The organism is Streptomyces cyaneochromogenes, from assembly GCF_003963535.1.
Classification (GTDB): Bacteria; Actinomycetota; Actinomycetes; order Streptomycetales; family Streptomycetaceae; genus Streptomyces; species Streptomyces shaanxiensis.
In genome coordinates this window covers 2,116,562-2,135,786 of sequence record NZ_CP034539.1, presented here as the reverse complement: position 1 = coordinate 2,135,786, position 19,225 = coordinate 2,116,562, and the positions used below count along the sequence as shown (strand labels likewise).

Genomic DNA, 19,225 nt, shown 5'->3' with positions numbered 1-19,225 from the left:
CCGAGATTACTGGCCAGAACCTGCCATGTGGGGGCCTGTGGATGACCAGTTTCCAGGACGGTGACCGGCGACACCGACGGCCGGCCGGGCGACGCCCGCCACATCGCCCTCCCCGTGGGAGGTCCCCCGCGCTATGGTCGGGCCCACAAGGGACGTTACTGATCGGTAAGGGGAATCCGCCATGCAGCTCGGGATCAACCTCGGCTACTGGGGCGCGGGAATGGACGCGGACAATCTCGCCGTCGCGAAGGAGGCCGACCGGCTGGGATACGCCGTGTGCTGGGCCGCCGAGGCGTACGGCTCGGACGCCGCCACCGTGCTCTCCTGGGTCGCCGCCCAGACCGAGCGCATCGACGTGGGCTCCGCCATCTTCCAGATCCCGGCCCGCCAGCCGGCGATGACCGCGATGACCGCCGCCACCCTGGACTCGCTCTCCGGCGGCCGCTTCCGCCTCGGTCTCGGCGTCTCCGGGCCGCAGGTCTCCGAGGGCTGGTACGGCGTCAAGTTCGACAAGCCGCTGGCACGCACGCGTGAGTACGTCGAGATCGTGCGCAAGGCGATGACGCGCGAGCGGCTGTCGTACGAAGGGCAGCACTGGACGCTGCCGCTGCCCGGCGGCCCCGGCAAGCCGATCAAGCTGACCGTGCACCCGCAGCGCGAGCACATCCCGCTGTACATCGCCGCCATCGGCCCGAAGAACCTCGAGCAGACCGGCGAGATCGCCGACGGCGCCCTCGTGATCTTCCCCTCCGCCGAGCACCTGGAGGAGACCACGATCCGGCACCTGCGCGCGGGGCGCGAGAAGGCCGGCAAGACCCTCGACGGGTTCGACGTCTGCCCGACGCTTCCGCTGGCCGTCGGCGAGGACAAGGACGTGGCCACGCTCTCCGACACCTTCCGCCCCTACACCGCGCTGTACGTCGGCGGCATGGGCAGCGCCAAGCAGAACTTCTACAACCAGCTCGCCCAGCGCATGGGGTTCGAGGCCGCGGCCGCCGAGGTCCAGGAGAAGTACCTGTCGGGCGACAAGCAGGGCGCCGCGGCCGCCATCCCGCACGAGCTGATCGACCAGACGACCCTGCTCGGTTCCGTGGACCGCATCGCGGACCGGATGAAGGAGTACGCGGCGGCCGGGGTCACCACCCTCAGCCTCGCTCCGGCCGGCTTCACGCTCGACGAGCGACTCGCCTCGCTCCGCGCCGGCACCGAGGCCCTGGAGCGCGCCGGACTGGCGTGACAAGGGGCGGATCACCGGGAGTTTTCCACGGCCGTGGTGGGGGCTCGGGGGTCTTCCCCGCCACGGCCGTCACGCAGCACAACGCGCGCGTGCCCCGTGCGGTTACGCCCCTGTCGTGACCTGGATGGTCATTCTTTTGGCGGAGTTGTCCGTCATTACTGTTGCAGCACCTCTCTCAGCGCATTTGACTCGTTCTTTGCGGAATCCCGCGGAGTCCCGTGAAGTCCTGCGGAGTCCTGCGTCCTGCAGAGAGGTGCCCAACGATGCTTTCGGCCAAGAGTCTGTTCCAGGAGATCCTCGACAACGACGAGTCCTTCCGCCTGTTCTGCTCGATCGCCGCCAGCGGCGAGTCCCAGGGCGGCTGGGAGAACGCCCGCATCGCCGCGCTCGTCCCGGAGAGCGAACGCTCACTCGCGCCCAAGATCACCCGGCACGGGGCGGACGAGGACAAGCACGGGCGGATCTTCAACGCCCTGCTGAAGAAGCGCGGCCTCGAACCCGTCCCCGTCCCGCCCGAGACCGACTACACGATGCTGCTGGAGCAGCACGGCATCGGCCTCGCGCACGACAAGCTCAAGAGCGACGAACAGCTCACCGTCCAGGACATCGTCACCTACCTGTCGCACAGCAGGGTCACCGAACAGCGCGCCTCGGAGCAGATGGACCTGCTGCGCAAACACTTCGCCGACCACCCCGACCTCGGCCGCGCCGTCAAGATGATCTCGGGCGACGAGGACAACCACCTCGCCTACTGCCACGAGGAACTCCTGCGCTTCGCGGCCCAGGGGCACGGCCGGGCCATCCAGCGGACGCTGCGCGAGTGCGCCCTCGCCGAGATCCGGATCTACCGGGACGTGAGCCTCGCGGTCATGGACCACATGGGCCGCATCCTCGGCTGGCCCCGGCCGAAGGCGGCCGTGCTCGCCGCGGGCATCCACGCCGTGTACGCCTGGGAGCGCTTCGCGGGCTGGCGGCGCATGGTGTCCCTGAAGATGCCGGAACGCCGCGACGCCCTGGGCGGACCGGCCACCTCGGCGCCCGAGTTCGCCTGACGACACCTGCGACGAGCCCCCGCGACACCACGGGCCCCTACAGCCAACCCCGGCTCTTGAACAACCGGTACAGCAGCACCTCGACGGCGGCCATGCCCGCGATCAGCAGGGGATACGACCAGGCCCAGCGCAGCTCCGGCATGTGCTCGAAGTTCATCCCGTAGATCCCCGCGATCATCGTGGGGATCGCGGCCATGGCCGCCCACGCCGAGATCTTCCGCACGTCGTCGTTCTGCCGCACGCTCATCTGCGCCAGATGCGCCGCGAGGATGTCGGAGACCAGCCGGTCCAGGCCCTCCACCGCCTCGTTCACGCGCGTGAGGTGGTCGCTCACGTCGCGGAAGAAGGGCTGCGCCTTCTCGTGCACGAAGGGCACGCGCACACCGAACAGGCCCGTGCCCGCGAGCCGGGTCAGCGGCTGCGCCAGCGGCCCGGTGGCCCGGCGGAACTCCAGGATCTGCCGTTTGAAGGCGTAGATGCGGGACGCCGTGTGCCGGGAGCTGCCGCCGATCGGCGAGAACACGTCCGCCTCCAGCTCCTCCAGGTCGGTGCCCAACTCGTCGGCCACGTCCACGTAGTGGTCGACCACGGCGTCGGCGATCGTGTACAGCACCGCCGTAGGGCCGTGCCGGAGCATCTCGGGCTCGTGCTCCAGCCGGCGCCGCACCGCCCCGAGCGGCGCTTCCTCGCCGTGCCGGACGGTCACCACGAACGAGTCGCCGATGAAGACCATGACCTCGCCGGCGGAGACGATGTCGCTCTTCGGCTCGTAGCCGACCGGCTTGAGGACCATGAAGAGCGAGTCGTCGTACACCTCCAGCTTGGGCCGCTGGTGCGCCTTCAGGGCGTCCTCCACGGCCAGCGGGTGCAGCCCGAACTCCTCGGTGACCCGGTCGAACTCCTTCTCGGTGGGCTCGTACAGGCCGATCCAGACGAACGCGTCGTTCTGCAGACGGCACAGATCGAGGGCGTCGGAGAAGTCGTCCGGCCCCTGCGTCCGGCGCCCGTCGCGATAGATGGCGCAGTCGACGATCACGGAGCGTATTCTCCCGCCGCCCGGCCCCGAGCGCACCCCGTCGTACGCCTACGCTGGGCCGCATGCCCACGCTGATCCTGGTCCGGCACGGACGTTCCACCGCCAACACCGAGGGACTGCTCGCCGGGTGGACACCCGGCGTCGCCCTCGACGAGCGCGGGGCCGCACAGGCCGCCGCACTGCCCGGCCGGCTCGCCGAGCTGCCGATCTCCGAGGTCGTCACGAGCCCCCTGCAGCGCTGCCAGGAGACGATCCGACCGCTGCTGGACGCCCGCCCCGGACTCACCGCGCACACCGACGAACGGATCGGGGAGTGCCACTACGGCGACTGGTCCGGCCGCAAGCTCGCCGAGCTCAAGGACGAGCCGCTGATGGAGGTGGTCCAGGCGCATCCGTCGGCGGCCGCGTTCCCCGGCGGGGAGTCGATGCGGGCGATGCAGACCCGGGCCGCCGAGGCCGTACGCGAGTGGAACGCGCGCGTGGAGCGCGATCACGGCGCCGACGCCGTGTACCTCATGTGCTCGCACGGCGACATCATCAAGTCCCTCGTCGCGGACGCCCTCGGTCTTCATCTCGACCTCTTCCAGAGGATTTCCGTTGAACCGTGTTCCATCACCGTGATCCGTTACACACGCCTGAGGCCGTTCCTCGTACGCCTCGGTGACACCGGGGACTTCGCGTCGCTCGCCCCGCGCGAGGAACCGCCGACCGGCGACGCGACGGTCGGCGGCGGCGCGGGCGCACCGTGATCGTCGGGCGCAGTAGGGTGAAGCAGCGGTCGGAGTAGCGCCGTACCCAGCATTTCGCCGTACCCACGATTTCGCCGTACTCACGATTCCAATGGAGACAGGACGTGTCCCGTCAGGTGTTCCTCTACGACCCCCCGGACCGTTTCGTGGCCGGTACGGTCGGGCTACCCGGACGCCGTACGTTCTTCCTCCAGGCCACCGCAGGCGCCCGGGTGACCAGCGTGGCCCTGGAGAAGACCCAGGTCGCCGCCCTCGCCGAGCGCATGGACGAGCTGCTCGACGAGGTCGTCCGGCGCAGCGGCGGCAGTGCCGCCGTCCCGGCCATGGCGCCCAGCGAGATTTCCGACACCGGCCCGCTGGACACCCCCATCGAGGAGGAGTTCCGCGTCGGCACCATGGCGCTCGCCTGGGACGGCGAGGAGCAGCGCATGATCGTCGAGGCGCAGGCCCTCGTGGAACTCGACGCGGACTCCGAGGAGGACCTCGCCGAGGCCGAGGAGCGGCTGCTCCAGGACGAGGAGAACGGCCCCCCGATGCTGCGGGTCCGGCTCACCGGCGCGCAGGCGCGGGCCTTCGCCAAGCGTGCCCTCGATGTCGTCAACGCCGGGCGGCCGCCGTGTCCGCTGTGCAGCCTCCCGCTCGACCCGGAAGGACATGTATGTCCGCGCCAGAACGGATACCGCCGCGGAGCGTGACCTCGGTGCAGCTGCTCGCCGAGGGCGAGCTGACCGTGCGCGGGCGCATCCGCGAGGCGTCCAACGCGGCGCTGTTCTGCACGGTCGTGTACGACGGCCGGGAGGCATCCTGCGTGTACAAGCCGGTCGCCGGTGAGCGGCCGCTGTGGGACTTTCCCGACGGGACGCTCGCACAGCGCGAGGTCGCCGCGTACGAGGTCTCCGAGGCGACCGGCTGGGGGCTCGTCCCGCCGACCGTGCTGCGGGACGGGCCGTACGGCGAGGGCATGGTCCAGCTGTGGATCGAGGCGGCGCCCGAGGCCGAACTGCTCGCCCTGGTGGACGGTGAGGAACCCGGCCCCGGCTGGAAGGCGATCGGTCTCGCCGAGGTCGGCGACGGGAAGACCGCCCTGCTCGTGCACGCCGACGACCAGCGGCTGCGGCGGCTCGCCCTCCTGGACGCCGTGATCAACAACGCCGACCGCAAGGGCGGCCACCTGCTGCCCACCGAGGCCGGCCGGCTGTTCGGCATCGACCACGGCGTCACGTTCAACGTCGAGAACAAGCTCCGGACGCTGCTGTGGGGCTGGGCGGGAGAGCCGCTGACGGCCGAGGCGGTCGAGGCGCTCGGCACCCTGCGGGAGGGCCTGAAGGAGGGCGGTGAGCTCGCCGTACGCCTGGCCGGGCTGATCACCGCCGCGGAGGTGGCGGCCACACGCGCGCGTGTCGAGGCGCTGCTGGCCTCCGGGAGGCATCCGGAACCGAGCGGGGAGTGGCCCGCCATTCCCTGGCCGCCCGTCTAGCGGGGCGCCGGCGTCGGGAAGCACAATGGCCGGTGACGCGCAAGAACGCCTTACCGGCCATCCGACCCGCTCCGGTTCGTGTACGGAACATCCGTCCGGTTACGCTCATGACATGTATGCCTGGCCCGCTTCTGAGGTCCCCGCCCTGCCTGGTCAGGGCCGCGACCTGAGGATCCACGACACCGCGACCGGCGCTCTGGTCACCCTCGACCCCGGTCCCGTCGCCCGTATCTATGTCTGCGGCATCACGCCGTACGACGCGACCCACATGGGTCACGCGGCGACCTACAACGCGTTCGACCTGGTTCAGCGCGTGTGGCTCGACACGAAGCGGCAGGTTCACTACGTCCAGAACGTGACCGACGTCGACGATCCCCTGCTGGAGCGGGCCGAGCGCGACGACATCGACTGGGTCGCCCTCGCCGAGAAGGAGACGGCGCTCTTCCGTGAGGACATGACCGCCCTGCGGATGCTGCCGCCGCAGCACTACATCGGTGCGGTGGAGGCCATACCCGGGATCGTCCCGCTGGTCGAGCGCCTCAGGGACGCCGGCGCCGCGTACGAGCTCGACGGGGACATCTACTTCTCCGTCGAGGCCGACCCGAACTTCGGCAAGGTCTCCGGCCTCGACGCCGCCGCCATGCGGCTGCTGTCCGCCGAGCGGGGCGGCGACCCGGATCGTCCCGGCAAGAAGAACCCGCTCGACCCGATGCTGTGGATGGCGGCGCGGCCCGGCGAGCCCAGCTGGGACGGCGGTTCGCTCGGGCGTGGCCGGCCCGGCTGGCACATCGAGTGCGTCGCCATCGCCCTCGACCACCTCGGCATGGGCTTCGACGTCCAGGGCGGCGGCTCCGACCTCGCCTTCCCGCACCACGAGATGGGCGCCTCGCACGCCCAGGTGCTGACCGGCGAGTTCCCCATGGCCAAGGCCTACGTCCACGCCGGCATGGTCGCCCTGCACGGCGAGAAGATGTCCAAGTCCAAGGGCAACCTGGTCTTCGTGTCCCAGCTGCGCCGCGACGGTGTCGACCCGGTCGCCATCCGGCTGGCGCTCCTCGCCCACCACTACCGGGCCGACTGGGAGTGGACCGACCAGGTGCTCGAGGACGCCGTCGCCCGCCTCGGCCGCTGGCGTGCCGGGGTCTCCCGGCCCGACGGGCCGTCCGCGGAGGCGCTCGTCGAGGAGATCCGCGAGGCCCTCGCGAACGACCTGGACGCCCCGGCCGCGCTCGCCGCGGTCGACCGCTGGGTCGCCGCGCAGGAGGAGCGGGGCGGCACCGACACGGGTGCCCCGGGTGTCGTGTCGCGGGCGGTGGACGCGCTGCTGGGCGTGGCCCTGTAGGGATCCGGGACCGAGAGAGGGGTGCTTCCTCCCCGCGGGAGGAAGCACCCCTTTGGTTCATGTGCTGTGTTTCATGCGCGGTGCTTCATGCGCCGTGCTGCACGGGCCGGTCAGATCTTGCGGATGTGGATGCTCCGCAGGACCAGCGGCTGGCTGGAGTCCCACACGCCGATGACCTGGTGGCCGAACGCGAAGGCCTCCTGGACCTGGTCGTGGGTCTGCGCGTTCGGGTTGTTGAAGACCCGGAACACGTTGTTGATGCGCAGGTAGATCTGCGACGGCTGCCCGGGCAGCGGCTGGACGATGTCGATATAGCCGTTCGCGGCACCGGACTGCAGGGCGTGCTGGACGGCGGACTGGACCGCGGCCTGCGTGAGCTGCTGCATCAGCTGCAGCACCTGCTGCTCGGCCTGCTGTTGCTGCTGGTCGACCTGCTGCGGTTGCCCGTAGCCCTGCTGCTGGCCGAGCTGCTGGAGCCCCTGGACCCCCTGCTGCCCGAGCTGCTGCAGCAGCTGCTGGAACGGCTGCTGCTGGCCGAGCTGCTGGAGCTGCTCCAGCGAGCCGCCCATGCCGTACGGCTGCTGCTGGCCGTAGCCCTGCTGCTGGCCGTAACCCTGCTGTTGCCCGAACGGCTGCTGTTGCCCGAACGGCTGCTGCTGGTACGGAGACGTGCTCGGGAACTGCTGGCCAAGCTGTTGTCCCATGTGACTCATCTGCGGGGTGGTGCTCATGCGGGTGTCACCTTCCCTTGATGTGATGGGCTGCGTCAGCCGGTGATGACCAGGCCGACGATCTCGTCGTCCGAGAACCACACTCGGACATCGGGCCGTCCCCCCGCGAAGGCGGTATGGACCGCCTGGCGGATCTCGGGGGACGGATGATTGAGGTTCCGCCAGTCGCCGGCCACGAACAGCCGGAGCCTGGGCGGAAGTTCACGCGGATACGGCAGCAACTCGTCCCAGTACCGCTCGGCCTTGCCCGAGCCGACCGCCTGCGGCACCAGATACGTGACCGCCGCCTTGATGTCGGGCCGGTTGCCGATCCGCTGGGAGGCGGGGCGGCCCGGCGCGTCCTGCTGCGGGGAACCCGTCGCCCGCAGCACCGCACGCGCCCGCTCGGCGGACATCGGCTGCTGGCCGGCGGCCTTGAGCATGCCCTGCAGCGCCGCCAGCGCGCCGACCACCACGGGGGAGGCGGAGGACGTCCCCGAGAACGTGTCGGTGTACCAGGCGATCTCCTCGGGCCCGCCCTGCAGGTCGCCGGGCTTGTCCCAGAAGCCGCCGGTCGTCGTCACCTCGCGCCCCCAGCCCTGCGCGTCCACCCGGGCGCCGTAGTTGGAGAACGCCAGCCGTGAGCGGTCGGGGCCGTGGTCGCGGCCGTGCGTGCCGGGCGGCGGGGCGCCCGCGCCGACCAGGACGGCGTCGGAGGACGGGTTGGACGGGTTGAACGGGTTGCGCCACGACTCGGGGAACCCGTCCGGGCGCCGCTCGTAGACGGCGTCGTCGAGCGACTCGGCGCCGTTGCCCGCGGCCGCCACCACGAGGATGCCCCTGGCGGTGGCGTAGCGGACGGCGGCCAGGTCGTCCGGCCACCATTCGAGCGGGATGTAGCCGCGCTGGTCGTCGCGCTCGGCGTACTCGAACCGGGGTCCCGGGCGGTGGAGTTCGATCAGCACGATGTCGCCGGGGCTCAGCCGGTCGGCCGCCGCGTGGATCGCGGCCGCCGTGCCGATGCCCTGGAAGGAGGCGGCCGCGGTCACCGTCTCCGGCACGATGCCGGTGACGCCGTACTCGTTGCGGTCGCCGCCGATCACGCCGATCACGGCGGTGCCGTGGTTGCGCCAGGCGAGGTCGGTCAGCGGGGTGCCGACGACGACGCCGGCCAGCTTGGCGGCCAGGTCCTCATGGCCCAGCTGCCAGGAGCCCTCCACGTCGATCACGGTCACGCCCTGACCGGCGCCGCCGGGCCGCTGCCAGGCCCAGTGGGCGTCGACGCCCTCGGGCGCGGGCCGCAGATAGCCCTGCCGGCCGCTGTAGTCGGGCGTGACGGGCGCGCCCTCCTTCAGGCGCCCGCCCTCCCCGACCTGCCCGATCGAGGCGGGAACCGCGCCCGGCTTCACATATGCCGTGTCGATCCCCGGCAGCGCGGCGATGCGTGCCCTGAGCTCCTCGGCACGGCGTTCCCCGCCGCGCACCCGGTAGAAGAGCGCGAGGTCGGGCACGTCGTCCGTGCCGGCGGCCTGCTGGAGTCGCTCCTCGCTGCCGAACAGCGGCTCCAGCGCAAGTTGTTCGTCACTGAGGAACATGTTGAGGGCCGAGACGTCGGCGCCCGCCACCGACCGCACGCCCTCGGTCTGGGCGCGCAGCCGAGCCTCGGGGCGGGCGACGACGATCAGTTCCCGCTCGGCTCCTCGATAGGTGAATCCCGCTCCGTCGGGCCCCGGCCCGGACGCTCCCGGGCCCTGCGCCGGTTGTGCCTGGTCGGTCATCGTCTGCCGCTCCCTTCGGTCCTGCGGGTACCAAGTGCGGGTGGTGCGGCGCGCCTTCGGTGGACAACCAAGCACGCGCGGCCCCGTCCGTCCAGACCGCTTTCGCCAACTCGGTTTGAAATCAAGTTGAATTGGGCAACGTGTGCAATCCGGCCTGAAAGAGATGTCACGCCATAATCGGGCCGGATGCTGTCCAGTCGCTGTCGAGGGGCTGTCCGCTGCTGCGGAGACGGCCGGCATGTGATGGGGTGGAGGAGACAGTTGACCGTTGGACCAGCCGACGGGCGGTCCCCGTTCGCGGAAGGACGCACAGTGGCCCCCGAACACCGCTCCTTCGCACCTCACCTCACCCGCCGCAGACTCCTCGCGGCCGGTGCCGCCACCGCCGGCGCCGTGCTCGCCGGGTCCGCCGGCACCTCCGCCGCCGCGGCGGCGGTGACCGAGAAGACCCAGCCGACCGTGATCCACCTCCCGAACGGCTTCCGCCCGGAGGGCATCACCATCGGCGGCGGACCGTACGCCTACCTCGGCTCGCTCGGCGACGGCTCGATCTACCGCGCGGACCTGCGCACCGGCGCGGGCGGCATCATCTCGGCCGGGCCCGGCACACCCTCGGTCGGCCTCAAACTCGACCACCAGGGACGCCTGTTCGTCGCCGGACGCGGTCAGGGCGCCCGGGTCGTGGACGCCCGCACCGGCGAGGTCCTCGCCTCGTACGTCCTCACCACGGCGACCCCGACCTTCGCCAACGACGTGTTCCTGACCCCGCGCACGGCCTGGTTCACCGACTCCTTCCAGCCCGCGCTGTACGCCCTGCCGCTCGGCCGGCACGGCGAACTGCCGGACGCGGACGACGTCGTGAGGATCACCCTGAGCGGCGACTGGAGCCAGGTCTCCGGCGAGGTCGTCAACGCCAACGGCATCACGGCCACCCCCGACGGCTCGGCGCTCCTCGTCGTGCAGTCCGGGGTCGGCGGTCTGCACCGCGTGAACCCGCGCACCGGCGTCACCCGGCTCGTCGACCTCGGCGACGCGGCCCCGCTCACCAACGGCGACGGGCTGCTGCTGAGCGGGCGGACGCTGTACGTCGTCCAGAACCGGCAGAACGCGATCGACGTGTTCAGGCTCGCCGCGGACGGCCGCAGCGGCGTCTTCCAGCGCCGTGTCACCGACCCGCTCTTCGACGTGCCGACCACCGTGGCCGCGTACAAGGGCCGGCTCTACCTGCCCAACGCGCGCTTCACGACGACGCCGACGCCGCAGACGACGTACGACGTGATCTTGGTGCCCGCCTGACACCCAGGTGACGCGTGGGACAGCAGAGGGCGGTGCGCAGCTCGGCGCACCGCCCTCTGCCAGCCCCTCAGGGACTCAGTCCTCCGACGAGTCCTCGTCCTCGTCCTTGGTGCCCCCAGGCTTCGGCGGCATCGGCGGGCGCGTACGGTCGTCGGCCGACGGGCCGCCGTCCCGGCGCCGCAGATACCGCTCGAACTCGCGGGCGATCGCCTCGCCCGACGCCTCCGGCAGCTCCGCGGTGTCCCGGGCCTCCTCCAGCGTCTGCACGTACTCCGCGACCTCGCTGTCCTCGGCGGCCAGCTGGTCCACGCCGACCTGCCAGGCGCGCGCGTCCTCGGGCAGCTCGCCCAGCGGGATGCGCACGTCGATCAGGTCCTCCAGGCGGTTGAGCAGGGCCAGCGTCGCCTTCGGGTTGGGCGGCTGCGAGACGTAGTGCGGTACGGCGGCCCACAGCGACACCGCCGGGACGCCGGCGTGCGTGCACGCCTCCTGGAGGACGCCGACGATGCCCGTGGGGCCCTCGTACTTGGTCTCCTCCAGGTCCATACGCCGGGCCAGGTCCGCGTCGGACGTCGTCCCGCTGATCGGGACCGGACGCGTGTGCGGGGTGTCACCGAGCAGGGCGCCCAGGATGACCACCAGCTCCACGCCCAGTTCGTGCGCGAAGCCGAGCAGCTCGTTGCAGAACGAGCGCCACCGCATGGACGGTTCGATCCCTCGGACGAGTACGAGATCGCGCGGCTTCTCACCACCGACGCGGACGACGGACAGCCTTGTCGTCGGCCACGTGATCTTGCGCACTCCGTCGTCCATCCACACCGTGGGGCGGTTCACCTGGAAGTCGTAGTAGTCCTCGGCGTCCAGCGCCGCGAACACCTCGCCCTTCCACTCCCTGTCCAGATGCGCGACCGCGGTGGAGGCGGCGTCGCCGGCATCGTTCCAGCCCTCGAACGCGGCCACCATGACCGGGTCGATCAGCTCGGGAACCCCCTCGAGCTCGATCACCCAGTGCCTCCTTCCGACGTGCCCTCGCTTGACCACCCAACCTTACGGCGTGCGGCGGGGGCGCCCGCAGCCCCCTTGCACGGGGGAGTGAACGGATCACTGCCCCGATCACCACCCCGGAACACCCCACAGTCATCCGAGCTGTATCGGGGACTCACAGCGTCGACCGCAACCACTGCTCCACGCTCGCGATGTGCACCGTCGCCCAGGACCGCGCCGCCTCCTCGTCCCGGTCCCGCAGCGCCGCCAGGATCGCCCGGTGCTCGTGCAGGGTCCGGCTGACCGCGTCCTCCTGGGTCAGCCCCCGCCAGATGCGCGCCCGCGTCGTCGGTCCCGAGAGCCCGTCGAGGAGCGAGCACAGCACCGAGTTCCCGGAGCTCTGCACGATGCCCCGGTGGAACTCCAGGTCGCAGGCGACGAGTTCCTCCACCGACGGATCGGTGCCGAGCTTGTCCAACTGGTTCGCCAGCGCGTCCAGTTGCTGCTCGCTGATCCGGGACGCGGCCATCGCCGTGGCGGCCGGCTCCAGGATCCGGCGCACCGCGAGGAACTCCAGCACCGTGTCGTCGCGGTGGAAGTCGACGACGAAGCTCAGCGCCTCCAGCAGCAGCTGCGGGTCGAGGCTCGTGACGTAGGTGCCGTCGCCCTGCCGTACGTCCAGGATCCGGATCAGCGACAGGGCCCGCACGGCCTCCCGCAGGGAATTGCGGGACAGCCCCAGCTCGGCGGCGAGCTCGCTCTCCTTGGGGAGCCGGTCGCCGGGGCGCAGCGCGCCGGAGACGATCATGCCCTTGATCCTCTCGATCGCCTCGTCGGTGACAGCCATGGCCCGCCTCCCAGTCGTTCACGATGTCCCGCACGGTGCCGGTAAGGCGTCGCGCAAGACATCCGATGTCTCATCCGCCATTATGGGGCCTGTTCAGAGCAGTGCCTCCAGGTCGGCGATCACCGCCGCCTCGTCGAGCGTGGTCAGCGCCCGGTCGCGCATCAGCACCCGCCCCTCGACCACCGTGTCCCGCACGTCCGCCGAGTGCGCCGCGTAGGCGAGCATGGACCACGGGTCGTGCAGCGGACGCAGGTGTGGCGCGTTCAGGTCGAGCACGATCAGGTCGGCCCGCTTGCCCTTCTCCAGCGAGCCCAGCTGCTCCCCGAGCCCCAGCGCCCGCGCGCCCTCGACGGTCGCCATGCGTACGGCCCGCTCGGCGCCGACCGCGGTGGGGTCGCCGCCCGCCTTGTGCACCAGCGCCGCTTGCCGCACCGCCCCCAGCACGTCCAGGGTGTTGGAGCTGACGGCCCCGTCCGTGCCGAGCCCGACGGTCACCCCGGCGCTCAGCAGCCGCGGCACCGGCGCGATGCCACAGCCCAGCTTCAGGTTCGACACCGGACAGTGGGCGACGGACGTGCCCGTACGGGCCAGTGCCGCGATCTCCGGGCCGGTGAGCTCCACGGCGTGCGCGAGCAGCAGGTCGGGGCCGAGCAGCCCGAGCGAGTCGAGCAGCTCCACCGGGCGCTTGCCCGTCCGCACCTCGACGGTGGCGACCTCGGCCGCGTTCTCGGCGGCGTGGATGTGCAGCAGCGCCCCGAACTCCCGGGCCAGGGCCGCGATCTCGGTGAGCTGGTCGGGGGAGAGGGTGTAGGCGGAGTGCGCGAAGACGACGGGACGGCGGCCGTGGCGGGCCGGGCCGCGGGCCTCCAGGTCCCGGCGGGCCCACGCCATCCGGTCCTCGTAGGCGAGCTTGTCCGGCGGCTCGGGCACGTCCATGAAGGTGGGCCCGGTCAGCAGCCGCCAGCCCGTCTCGCGGGCCGCCCGCTCGGCCGCCTCGTGGAACCAGTACATGTCCAGCGCCGAGGTCACCCCGGCCCGTACGCTCTCGGCCACCGCCAGCCGCACCGCCGCCGCCACGTTCTTCGGCGTCAGCAGCTCGGCCTCCCAGCGCAGCACCCGCTCCAGGAAGCCCTGGAGGGTGACGTCGTCGGCGCGGCCGCGCAGCAGGGTCATCGCGAGGTGGGTGTGGGTGTTGATCAGGCCGGGGAGGACCAGGCACCCCGCCGCGTCGATGGACTCCCGCGCCGTGAACCGCGTACACAGCTCCTCGGCGGAACCGACGGCGAGGATCTCGCCCTCGTGGACCGCGACCGCCCCGCCCCGTACGACGGTTCCGGCCTCGTCCACCGTCAGGACGTCACCGCCGTGCACCAACAGGTCGATGCTCACAGCTCGTTCCCCTCGGCCAGCAGCCGCAGCGCTTCCAGCGACACGACGGCGCCCCGCTCGACCCCCGCCGCGACGACCTCGCGGTGCGGGTCGTAGGCGCTGGTGCCCTCCTCGTCGACCAGCTCGTCCGCGTTCGCCCCGTCGATGACGAGCACTCCGCCGGCGACGAGCCCGCGCAGCGAGGCCGTCACCAGCAGCGCCGACAGTTCCATCTCGATCGCCGCGAGCCCGGCACCGTCGTAGGAGAAGAGCGGGACGAGCCCCGGCTGGAAGGCCGCGCGGGTCCACACGATGCCCCGGTGGTGCGGGGCTCCCGACTCACGGGCCGCCCGCTGGAGCGCCAGCACCGCTTCCGGCGCCGCGACGGCCGGGTACTCCGGCGGCAGCAGCTGCTGCGTCACCCCGTCGTCGCGTACGGCCGCCTCCGCGATGACGAGGTCGCCGTCGCCGATGCCCGGCTTCATCGCGCCCGCCGTACCGAACCGCAGGACGGTGTGCACGCCCGCGTCCGCGAGCTCCTGGAACAGCAGGATCGCGCCCGGCCCCCCGACCCCGTGCGAGGCGACGGTGACCGGAACGCCCTTCCAACTGCCGCTGAAGACACGGTATTCGCGGTGGTACGACACCTCTTCGGGACCGTCGAGCAGCGCGGCGACGGCCGCCGCGCGGGCCGGGTCGCCGACGACGACCGCGTGCGGCGGGAGTCCCGTGCGCGGTATGCGCGTGATGGGCAGCAGGTCCTGGGTCATGAGGCGGCTCCGGAGGGACGGGGACGGGTGCGACGGCGCCGTGCCGTCGTGAGGAAGAGGGCGCCGAGCGTGACGACGTACGGTGCGGCGTCGGTCGCCTGCTGCGGCAGGCCGAGGCCCTGGAGGCGGAAGCCGGCCGCCTCGGCGAGGCCGAACAGCAGGGCGGCGAGCAGCACGCCGAGCGGCAGGGCGCGGCCGAGCATGACCGCGACGACCGCGATCCAGCCCCGGCCCGCCGTCATGTTCTCGGAGAACAACGTCACGTTACCGAGCGCGAGTTGGGCCCCGGCGAGCCCGCACAGGACGCCGGAGACGAGGATGGCGCCGTACTTGTACTTGGCCGGGCTCACGCCCAGCGTCGCCGCCGCGTCCGGCGCCTCGCCGACCCCGCGCAGCCTGAGCCCCCACACATGCCGCGACAGCAGCAGCGCCGCCACCCCGACCGCCACCCACGCCAGATAGGCGAGCGGCGTGAAACCGCCGATCAGCGGCAGCCCGGCCAGTGCCGGGTCGTCGAAGGTGCCCTGGACGCCGAAGACCGTACGGAGCAGGAAGCTGGTCAGGCCGACTGCCAGCAGGTTCATGGCGATGCCGAGCACCACCGCGTCCCCGCGCAGCGTCACGGCGCCCACCGCCAGGATCAGCGAGTACCCGGCCGCCGCGAGGGCCGCCGCCAGGACGCCGAGCCAGGGGCTGCCGGTGAACCAGCTCGTGGCCACGGCCGTGAAGCAGCCCATCAGCATCATGCCTTCGAGGCCGATGTTGAACACGCCCGCCCGCTCGCACAGGGCCCCGCCCAGCGCGGCCAGCAGGATCGGGGTCAGTGCGCGCAGCGCCGACATCAGGAGATCGGAGTCGAAGAACATCACACCGCCTCCTTACGACGGTTGAGCCGGCGGCCGGGGAAGCGCAGCCGGGCCGCCAGGAACACGATCACGATCGCCTGGAGCACCTGCGTCAGCTCGCGCGGCACCTCGGTCGTCCGCTCCATCGCGAGCCCGCCGACCTGCAGGACGGCGAAGAAGAACGAGGCGATCAGCGTGCCGAGCGGAGCCGCCGCTGCCAGCAGCGCGGCCGTCAGACCCGTCCAGGTGTAACCGGGCGCGGTCAGCGAGCCGTCCACGAAGCGGTAGGGGAAGCTCAACACCCCGATCGCGCCGACCAGTCCGGCGAGCGCGCCCGAGACGGACATCAACCTCAGGGTCAGGGCCTGGCGTTCGACGCCCGCGTAGGCGGAGAAGCGCGCGTTGAGACCCGTCATCCGTATCTCGTACCCGATCGCGGTGCGCCGATCCGTGAACCAGTACGCGGCCGCCGCGAGCACGACGAGCACGAGTCCGACGGTCACCGTCGAGTCCCCGAAGGCGGGCAGTGCCACGCCGTCCGGCAGCGCCCGCGTCTGCGGGAGGCTGGAGCCGGGCTCCTTGAGCGGGTAGCGGGCCAGGTAGGAGGCGAGCGACACCGCGGGGTAGCTCAGCAGCAGGCTGCTGACCAGCAGCGGGACGCCGAGGTGGTTCTCGCACAGGGCGGCAAGGACGGCGTACGCGGCGCCCGCCGCCATGCCCGCGAGCAGTGCCAGTACGACGGTGAGCGGCGCGGGCAGCGGCGAGTACAGGCCGGTCACGGCGGCGGTGATGCCGCCCAGCACCAACTGGCCGTCACCGCCGAGGTTGATGAGCCCGGCGCGCAGCGGGATCGCCAGCGCGAGGGCCATGCCGAGCACGCTGGTGGCCGTGGTCAGGGTGGAGCCGATGCCGTCGGCGCCGAGCGCGCCGGTCAGGACCGCCTCGTAGGCCGCGACCGGGTCCGCGCCGGTGCCGACGAGGAAGAGTGCGCCGATGAGTACGCCCGCGAGTACGGAGAAGGTGATGGGGGAGCGCAGGGCTCCCGATATTCGGTCAAGTCTCATGTCAGTCAGCGGCCTTCACTTGCGTGCGGGTGTCGCCGCCCGCCATCGCGAGTCCCAGCGTCCGCTCGTCCGCCTCGTCCTTGGTGTACGACGCCGCGACCCGGCCCTCGTACATCACCAGCACCCGGTCCGCGAGCCCCCGGATCTCGCTCAGCTCCGCAGAGACGAGCAGGACGGCGTGACCGGCGTCGCGGTAGGCGATCAGCTGGTCGTGGATGGTCTGGATGGCGCCGATGTCGACACCGCGGGTGGGCTGCTCGACAAGCAGCACCGGCGCGTCGTGGGCGAGTTCGCGGCCGATCAGCAGCTTCTGCAGATTGCCGCCGGACAGCGCGGAGGCGGGCACCTCGGGGCTCGACGTCTTGATGCCGAACCGCTCGACCAGCCTCTTCGCGTGCGCCCGGACGGCCGCCGGCGGCAGCAGGCCGCGGGAGGAGAGGGACGTACGGTGGTGGCCCATCGCGAGGTTGTCGGCGACCGAGGCCGCAGGGGCCGTACCGACCGCGTGGCGGTCCTCCGGGACGTACGCCAGCCCCTTGGCGCGGCGCTCGGTGGCCGAGGCGTGGGTGATGTCCCCGCCCCGGAGCGTGACCCGCCCGGCGGTGGTCGCCCGCAGCCCGGCCAGTGCCTGGACCAGCTCGCTCTGCCCGTTGCCCGCCACGCCCGCGATGCCGACGATCTCCCCGGCACGCACGCTCAGGTGGACGTCGCGCACGGCGTCGGTGGACAGGCCGGCCACCTCCAGGACGGGCTCGCCCGCAGTGCCCGGCGCGTGGATGCGGTCCAGTTCGACCGCGCGGCCGGTGATCGCGGCGGCGATCTGGTCGGCGGAGGTCTCGGCGGTGACCAGGCGTGCGACCACCCGGCCGTCCCGCAGCACGGTCACCCGGTCGCTGCCTTCGAGGACCTCGCGCAGCTTGTGCGTGACGAGGATCACCGTACGGCCCTCTGCGGCCAGCGACTTGAGCACCGCGAACAGGGCGTCCGCCTCGGCCGGGGTGAGCACGGCGGTCGGCTCGTCCAGGATGAGGGTGCGGGCGCCGCGGTGCAGCAGCTTGAGGATCTCCACGCGTTGGCGCAGGCCCACCGGCAGGTCCCCGACCCGGGCGTCCGGATCCACGGACAGCCCGTGCTCCTCGGCGAGTTCGCGTACCCGGCGGCGGGCGGCGGCGAGGTCCACCAGGCCGAAGCGACGCGGCTCGGCGGCGTACACGACGTTCTCGGCGACGCTCAGCGAGTCGAACAGCTTGAAGCTCTGGTGCACCATGCCGAGCCCGGCGGCCATGGCGTCGGAGGGGCTGGCGAAGGCCACCTCCCGTCCGTCGATGATGACCGAACCGGCGTCCGCGCGCTCCATGCCGTACAGCACCGACATCAGCGTGGACTTGCCCGCGCCGTTCTCGCCCATCAGCGCGTGGATCTCACCGCGCCGGACGGTCAGGTCGACAGCGTCGTTGGCGAGCGTGCCGGGGAACCGCTTGGTGATGCCCCGGAGTTCGACCGCGACGCCGTCGGAGCCCTCGACGACCCCGGCGCCCTCGGCGTCAGCTCGCGGCGGGGTCATCGACCGTCAGCTTCCCGGCCACGATCTGGTCGCGCAGCGCCTCCACCTTCTTCAGGACGTCCTTGTGCTCGGCGATCACGCACTTCGACGAGTCCACGCCGTCCTCCAGGCCGGTGAGGCTGATGCCGCCCTCCTTCAGGCCGTACGAGACGGTCGTGCCCGTCCTGCCGTCCAGGACCGCGTCGATGCCCTTCTCCACGGCGACGTCCGTGCGCTTGATCACGTTGTCGACGACCGTGCCGGGTGCCGAGACGCACTGGTTGACGTCGACGCCGTACGCGAACGCCCCCTTGGCCTTCGCCGCCTCGAACACGCCGTAGTTGCCGGCCGCCGCGGCCGCCATGATCTGGTCGTAGCCCTTGGCGAGCAGGGAGTTCGCCTGCTCCTTGGCGCGGGCCGAGTCGTCGAACGGGGACTGGCCGCCGACGAAGCGCGTGGAGGTCTCCGTCTTGGCGGCGACCTTCTTGGCGCCGGCCGCGAACGGGTCGCTGTAGCGCCGGAACTGGGGCGTGTCGAGGACGTCGACCGCGCCGACCTTTCCGGACTTGCTGAGCAGACCCGCCTCGGCGCCCGCGAGGTAGACGCCCTCGTGCTCACGGAACACGGCGCAGCTGACGTTCTGATACGTCTTCGTCGTGCAGGCGTCGACGATCAGGAACTGCTGCTTCGGGTTCTTCTCGGCCTGCTGGGCGACGATGTCGGCGAACTCGAAGCCGACCAACACGATGACGTCCGGCTTGGCGTCCACCGCGGCCTGGACGTTCTGCTGCTGGGAGGCCGTGTCCGTGGACTCGTAGACCTTCTGTGACCCGTCGTGCTGCTTCGCCGCGTCCTCGACGCCGCTGACGGAGAGCTTCAGGAACTCGTTCTGCCCGACGGCGTCGGGGGTGACGAGCGTGAAGGACTTCCCGCTGCCGCCGCTCGCGCCGTCGGCGCTGTCCTTCTTCGCGGCGGCGTTGCAGGCGGTGGCCGCGGCGACCACGAGCGCGGTGGTGGCGGCGACTTGGAGGGTACGGCGGGATCTGCGAGACATCGGGGGACCTTCCGGGATGCGGCAAGGAGCACTCGACGGTGAGCGCGTGAGGTGAGGACGGGCGACGGGGGAC

Annotated in this window: 19 protein-coding genes; 8 read left to right on the top strand and 11 right to left on the bottom strand. The window is 71.7% G+C overall.

Going from position 1 to position 19,225, the window contains the following annotated elements; genetic code table 11:
• Positions 1-181: 181 nt before the first annotated feature.
• Positions 182-1,237: an LLM class F420-dependent oxidoreductase gene (locus EJ357_RS09400; protein WP_126390502.1), complete on the top strand. Its 1,056-nt coding sequence runs from the start codon at positions 182-184 to the stop codon at positions 1,235-1,237.
• Positions 1,238-1,500: 263 nt separating this feature from the next.
• The gene (locus EJ357_RS09395; RefSeq protein WP_126390501.1) at positions 1,501-2,289 is read left to right on the top strand and encodes a ferritin-like domain-containing protein; all 789 of its coding nucleotides are present in this window, start codon (positions 1,501-1,503) and stop codon (positions 2,287-2,289) included.
• Between the two features lie 37 nt (positions 2,290-2,326).
• Here the strand turns inward: EJ357_RS09395 and EJ357_RS09390 are convergent, their stop codons facing one another.
• Complete coding sequence (locus EJ357_RS09390) at positions 2,327-3,325, bottom strand: magnesium and cobalt transport protein CorA (protein WP_175647347.1); 999 nt, start codon at positions 3,323-3,325, stop codon at positions 2,327-2,329.
• A gap of 62 nt (positions 3,326-3,387) precedes the next feature.
• Between EJ357_RS09390 and EJ357_RS09385 the strand changes: the two genes are divergently transcribed.
• The 4 genes from EJ357_RS09385 to mshC all read left to right on the top strand — a co-directional run bounded on the left by EJ357_RS09385 (position 3,388) and on the right by mshC (position 6,893).
• Positions 3,388-4,074, top strand: coding sequence for a histidine phosphatase family protein (locus EJ357_RS09385; RefSeq protein WP_126390500.1), 687 nt, complete (start codon positions 3,388-3,390; stop codon positions 4,072-4,074).
• Positions 4,075-4,178: 104 nt separating this feature from the next.
• Positions 4,179-4,769 (top strand): DUF3090 domain-containing protein, encoded by a 591-nt coding sequence (locus EJ357_RS09380; protein ID WP_126390499.1) that lies wholly within the window; start codon positions 4,179-4,181, stop codon positions 4,767-4,769.
• Positions 4,733-5,551: an SCO1664 family protein gene (locus EJ357_RS09375; RefSeq protein WP_126390498.1), complete on the top strand. Its 819-nt coding sequence runs from the start codon at positions 4,733-4,735 to the stop codon at positions 5,549-5,551. The genes EJ357_RS09380 and EJ357_RS09375 overlap by 37 nt, the downstream gene beginning before the upstream one ends.
• A gap of 112 nt (positions 5,552-5,663) precedes the next feature.
• Positions 5,664-6,893 carry a cysteine--1-D-myo-inosityl 2-amino-2-deoxy-alpha-D-glucopyranoside ligase gene (gene mshC, locus EJ357_RS09370; RefSeq protein WP_126390497.1) on the top strand — a complete coding sequence of 410 codons (1,230 nt, stop codon included), beginning with the start codon at positions 5,664-5,666 and terminating at the stop codon, positions 6,891-6,893.
• Positions 6,894-7,003: 110 nt separating this feature from the next.
• Here mshC and EJ357_RS49235 read toward each other — a convergent pair whose 3' ends face one another.
• Positions 7,004-7,279: a hypothetical protein gene (locus tag EJ357_RS49235; RefSeq protein WP_228473018.1), complete on the bottom strand. Its 276-nt coding sequence runs from the start codon at positions 7,277-7,279 to the stop codon at positions 7,004-7,006.
• Between EJ357_RS49235 and EJ357_RS49230 the strand changes: the two genes are divergently transcribed.
• The gene (locus EJ357_RS49230) at positions 7,235-7,645 is read left to right on the top strand and encodes a hypothetical protein (protein ID WP_228473017.1); all 411 of its coding nucleotides are present in this window, start codon (positions 7,235-7,237) and stop codon (positions 7,643-7,645) included. The two genes, EJ357_RS49235 and EJ357_RS49230, sit on opposite strands and share 45 nt — an antisense overlap.
• Before the next feature lie 14 nt (positions 7,646-7,659).
• Here the strand turns inward: EJ357_RS49230 and EJ357_RS09360 are convergent, their stop codons facing one another.
• Positions 7,660-9,381, bottom strand: a complete 1,722-nt coding sequence (locus EJ357_RS09360; protein WP_126390494.1) for a S8 family peptidase — start codon at positions 9,379-9,381, stop codon at positions 7,660-7,662.
• Positions 9,382-9,693: 312 nt separating this feature from the next.
• Here EJ357_RS09360 and EJ357_RS09355 point away from each other — a divergent pair, with 312 nt between their 5' ends.
• Positions 9,694-10,677: an SMP-30/gluconolactonase/LRE family protein gene (locus EJ357_RS09355; RefSeq protein ID WP_126390492.1), complete on the top strand. Its 984-nt coding sequence runs from the start codon at positions 9,694-9,696 to the stop codon at positions 10,675-10,677.
• 75 nt (positions 10,678-10,752) lie between these two features.
• On the opposite strand, the gene EJ357_RS09350 is transcribed toward EJ357_RS09355, so the two are convergent.
• The 8 genes from EJ357_RS09350 to EJ357_RS09315 form a co-directional block, all read right to left on the bottom strand.
• Positions 10,753-11,682 (bottom strand): PAC2 family protein, encoded by a 930-nt coding sequence (locus tag EJ357_RS09350; protein ID WP_126390490.1) that lies wholly within the window; start codon positions 11,680-11,682, stop codon positions 10,753-10,755.
• Positions 11,683-11,836: 154 nt separating this feature from the next.
• A complete protein-coding gene (locus tag EJ357_RS09345; protein ID WP_126390488.1) occupies positions 11,837-12,508 on the bottom strand; it encodes a FadR/GntR family transcriptional regulator in 672 nt (223 codons plus the stop codon).
• A gap of 93 nt (positions 12,509-12,601) precedes the next feature.
• Positions 12,602-13,897 carry an amidohydrolase gene (locus EJ357_RS09340; RefSeq protein ID WP_126390486.1) on the bottom strand — a complete coding sequence of 432 codons (1,296 nt, stop codon included), beginning with the start codon at positions 13,895-13,897 and terminating at the stop codon, positions 12,602-12,604.
• Positions 13,894-14,646, bottom strand: coding sequence for a nucleoside phosphorylase (locus tag EJ357_RS09335; RefSeq protein ID WP_126390484.1), 753 nt, complete (start codon positions 14,644-14,646; stop codon positions 13,894-13,896). Before EJ357_RS09335 ends, EJ357_RS09340 begins: the two co-directional genes overlap by 4 nt.
• The gene (locus tag EJ357_RS09330) at positions 14,643-15,512 is read right to left on the bottom strand and encodes an ABC transporter permease (protein WP_126390482.1); all 870 of its coding nucleotides are present in this window, start codon (positions 15,510-15,512) and stop codon (positions 14,643-14,645) included. Before EJ357_RS09330 ends, EJ357_RS09335 begins: the two co-directional genes overlap by 4 nt.
• Entirely contained in the window at positions 15,512-16,555 is a 1,044-nt protein-coding gene (locus EJ357_RS09325; RefSeq protein ID WP_126390480.1) for an ABC transporter permease, read from the bottom strand. The genes EJ357_RS09330 and EJ357_RS09325 overlap by 1 nt, the downstream gene beginning before the upstream one ends.
• A 1-nt stretch (position 16,556) precedes the next feature.
• Positions 16,557-18,119, bottom strand: a complete 1,563-nt coding sequence (locus EJ357_RS09320) for an ABC transporter ATP-binding protein (RefSeq protein WP_126390478.1) — start codon at positions 18,117-18,119, stop codon at positions 16,557-16,559.
• Positions 18,100-19,152: a BMP family ABC transporter substrate-binding protein gene (locus tag EJ357_RS09315; RefSeq protein ID WP_126390476.1), complete on the bottom strand. Its 1,053-nt coding sequence runs from the start codon at positions 19,150-19,152 to the stop codon at positions 18,100-18,102. Before EJ357_RS09315 ends, EJ357_RS09320 begins: the two co-directional genes overlap by 20 nt.
• Between the last annotated feature and the right edge of the window lie 73 nt (positions 19,153-19,225).

Coding starts and splice junctions, on each gene's coding strand:
- EJ357_RS09330 (WP_126390482.1), bottom strand. CDS start 15,512: ATGTTCTTCGACTCCGATCTCCTGATGTCGGCGCTGCGCGCACTGACC.
- EJ357_RS09315 (WP_126390476.1), bottom strand. CDS start 19,152: ATGTCTCGCAGATCCCGCCGTACCCTCCAAGTCGCCGCCACCACCGCG.
- EJ357_RS09320 (WP_126390478.1), bottom strand. CDS start 18,119: ATGACCCCGCCGCGAGCTGACGCCGAGGGCGCCGGGGTCGTCGAGGGC.
- EJ357_RS09395 (WP_126390501.1), top strand. CDS start 1,501: ATGCTTTCGGCCAAGAGTCTGTTCCAGGAGATCCTCGACAACGACGAG.
- EJ357_RS09400 (WP_126390502.1), top strand. CDS start 182: ATGCAGCTCGGGATCAACCTCGGCTACTGGGGCGCGGGAATGGACGCG.
- EJ357_RS09375 (WP_126390498.1), top strand. CDS start 4,733: ATGTCCGCGCCAGAACGGATACCGCCGCGGAGCGTGACCTCGGTGCAG.
- EJ357_RS09325 (WP_126390480.1), bottom strand. CDS start 16,555: ATGAGACTTGACCGAATATCGGGAGCCCTGCGCTCCCCCATCACCTTC.
- EJ357_RS49235 (WP_228473018.1), bottom strand. CDS start 7,279: ATGCAGCAGCTCACGCAGGCCGCGGTCCAGTCCGCCGTCCAGCACGCC.
- EJ357_RS09385 (WP_126390500.1), top strand. CDS start 3,388: ATGCCCACGCTGATCCTGGTCCGGCACGGACGTTCCACCGCCAACACC.
- EJ357_RS09345 (WP_126390488.1), bottom strand. CDS start 12,508: ATGGCTGTCACCGACGAGGCGATCGAGAGGATCAAGGGCATGATCGTC.
- EJ357_RS09360 (WP_126390494.1), bottom strand. CDS start 9,381: ATGACCGACCAGGCACAACCGGCGCAGGGCCCGGGAGCGTCCGGGCCG.
- mshC (WP_126390497.1), top strand. CDS start 5,664: ATGTATGCCTGGCCCGCTTCTGAGGTCCCCGCCCTGCCTGGTCAGGGC.
- EJ357_RS09335 (WP_126390484.1), bottom strand. CDS start 14,646: ATGACCCAGGACCTGCTGCCCATCACGCGCATACCGCGCACGGGACTC.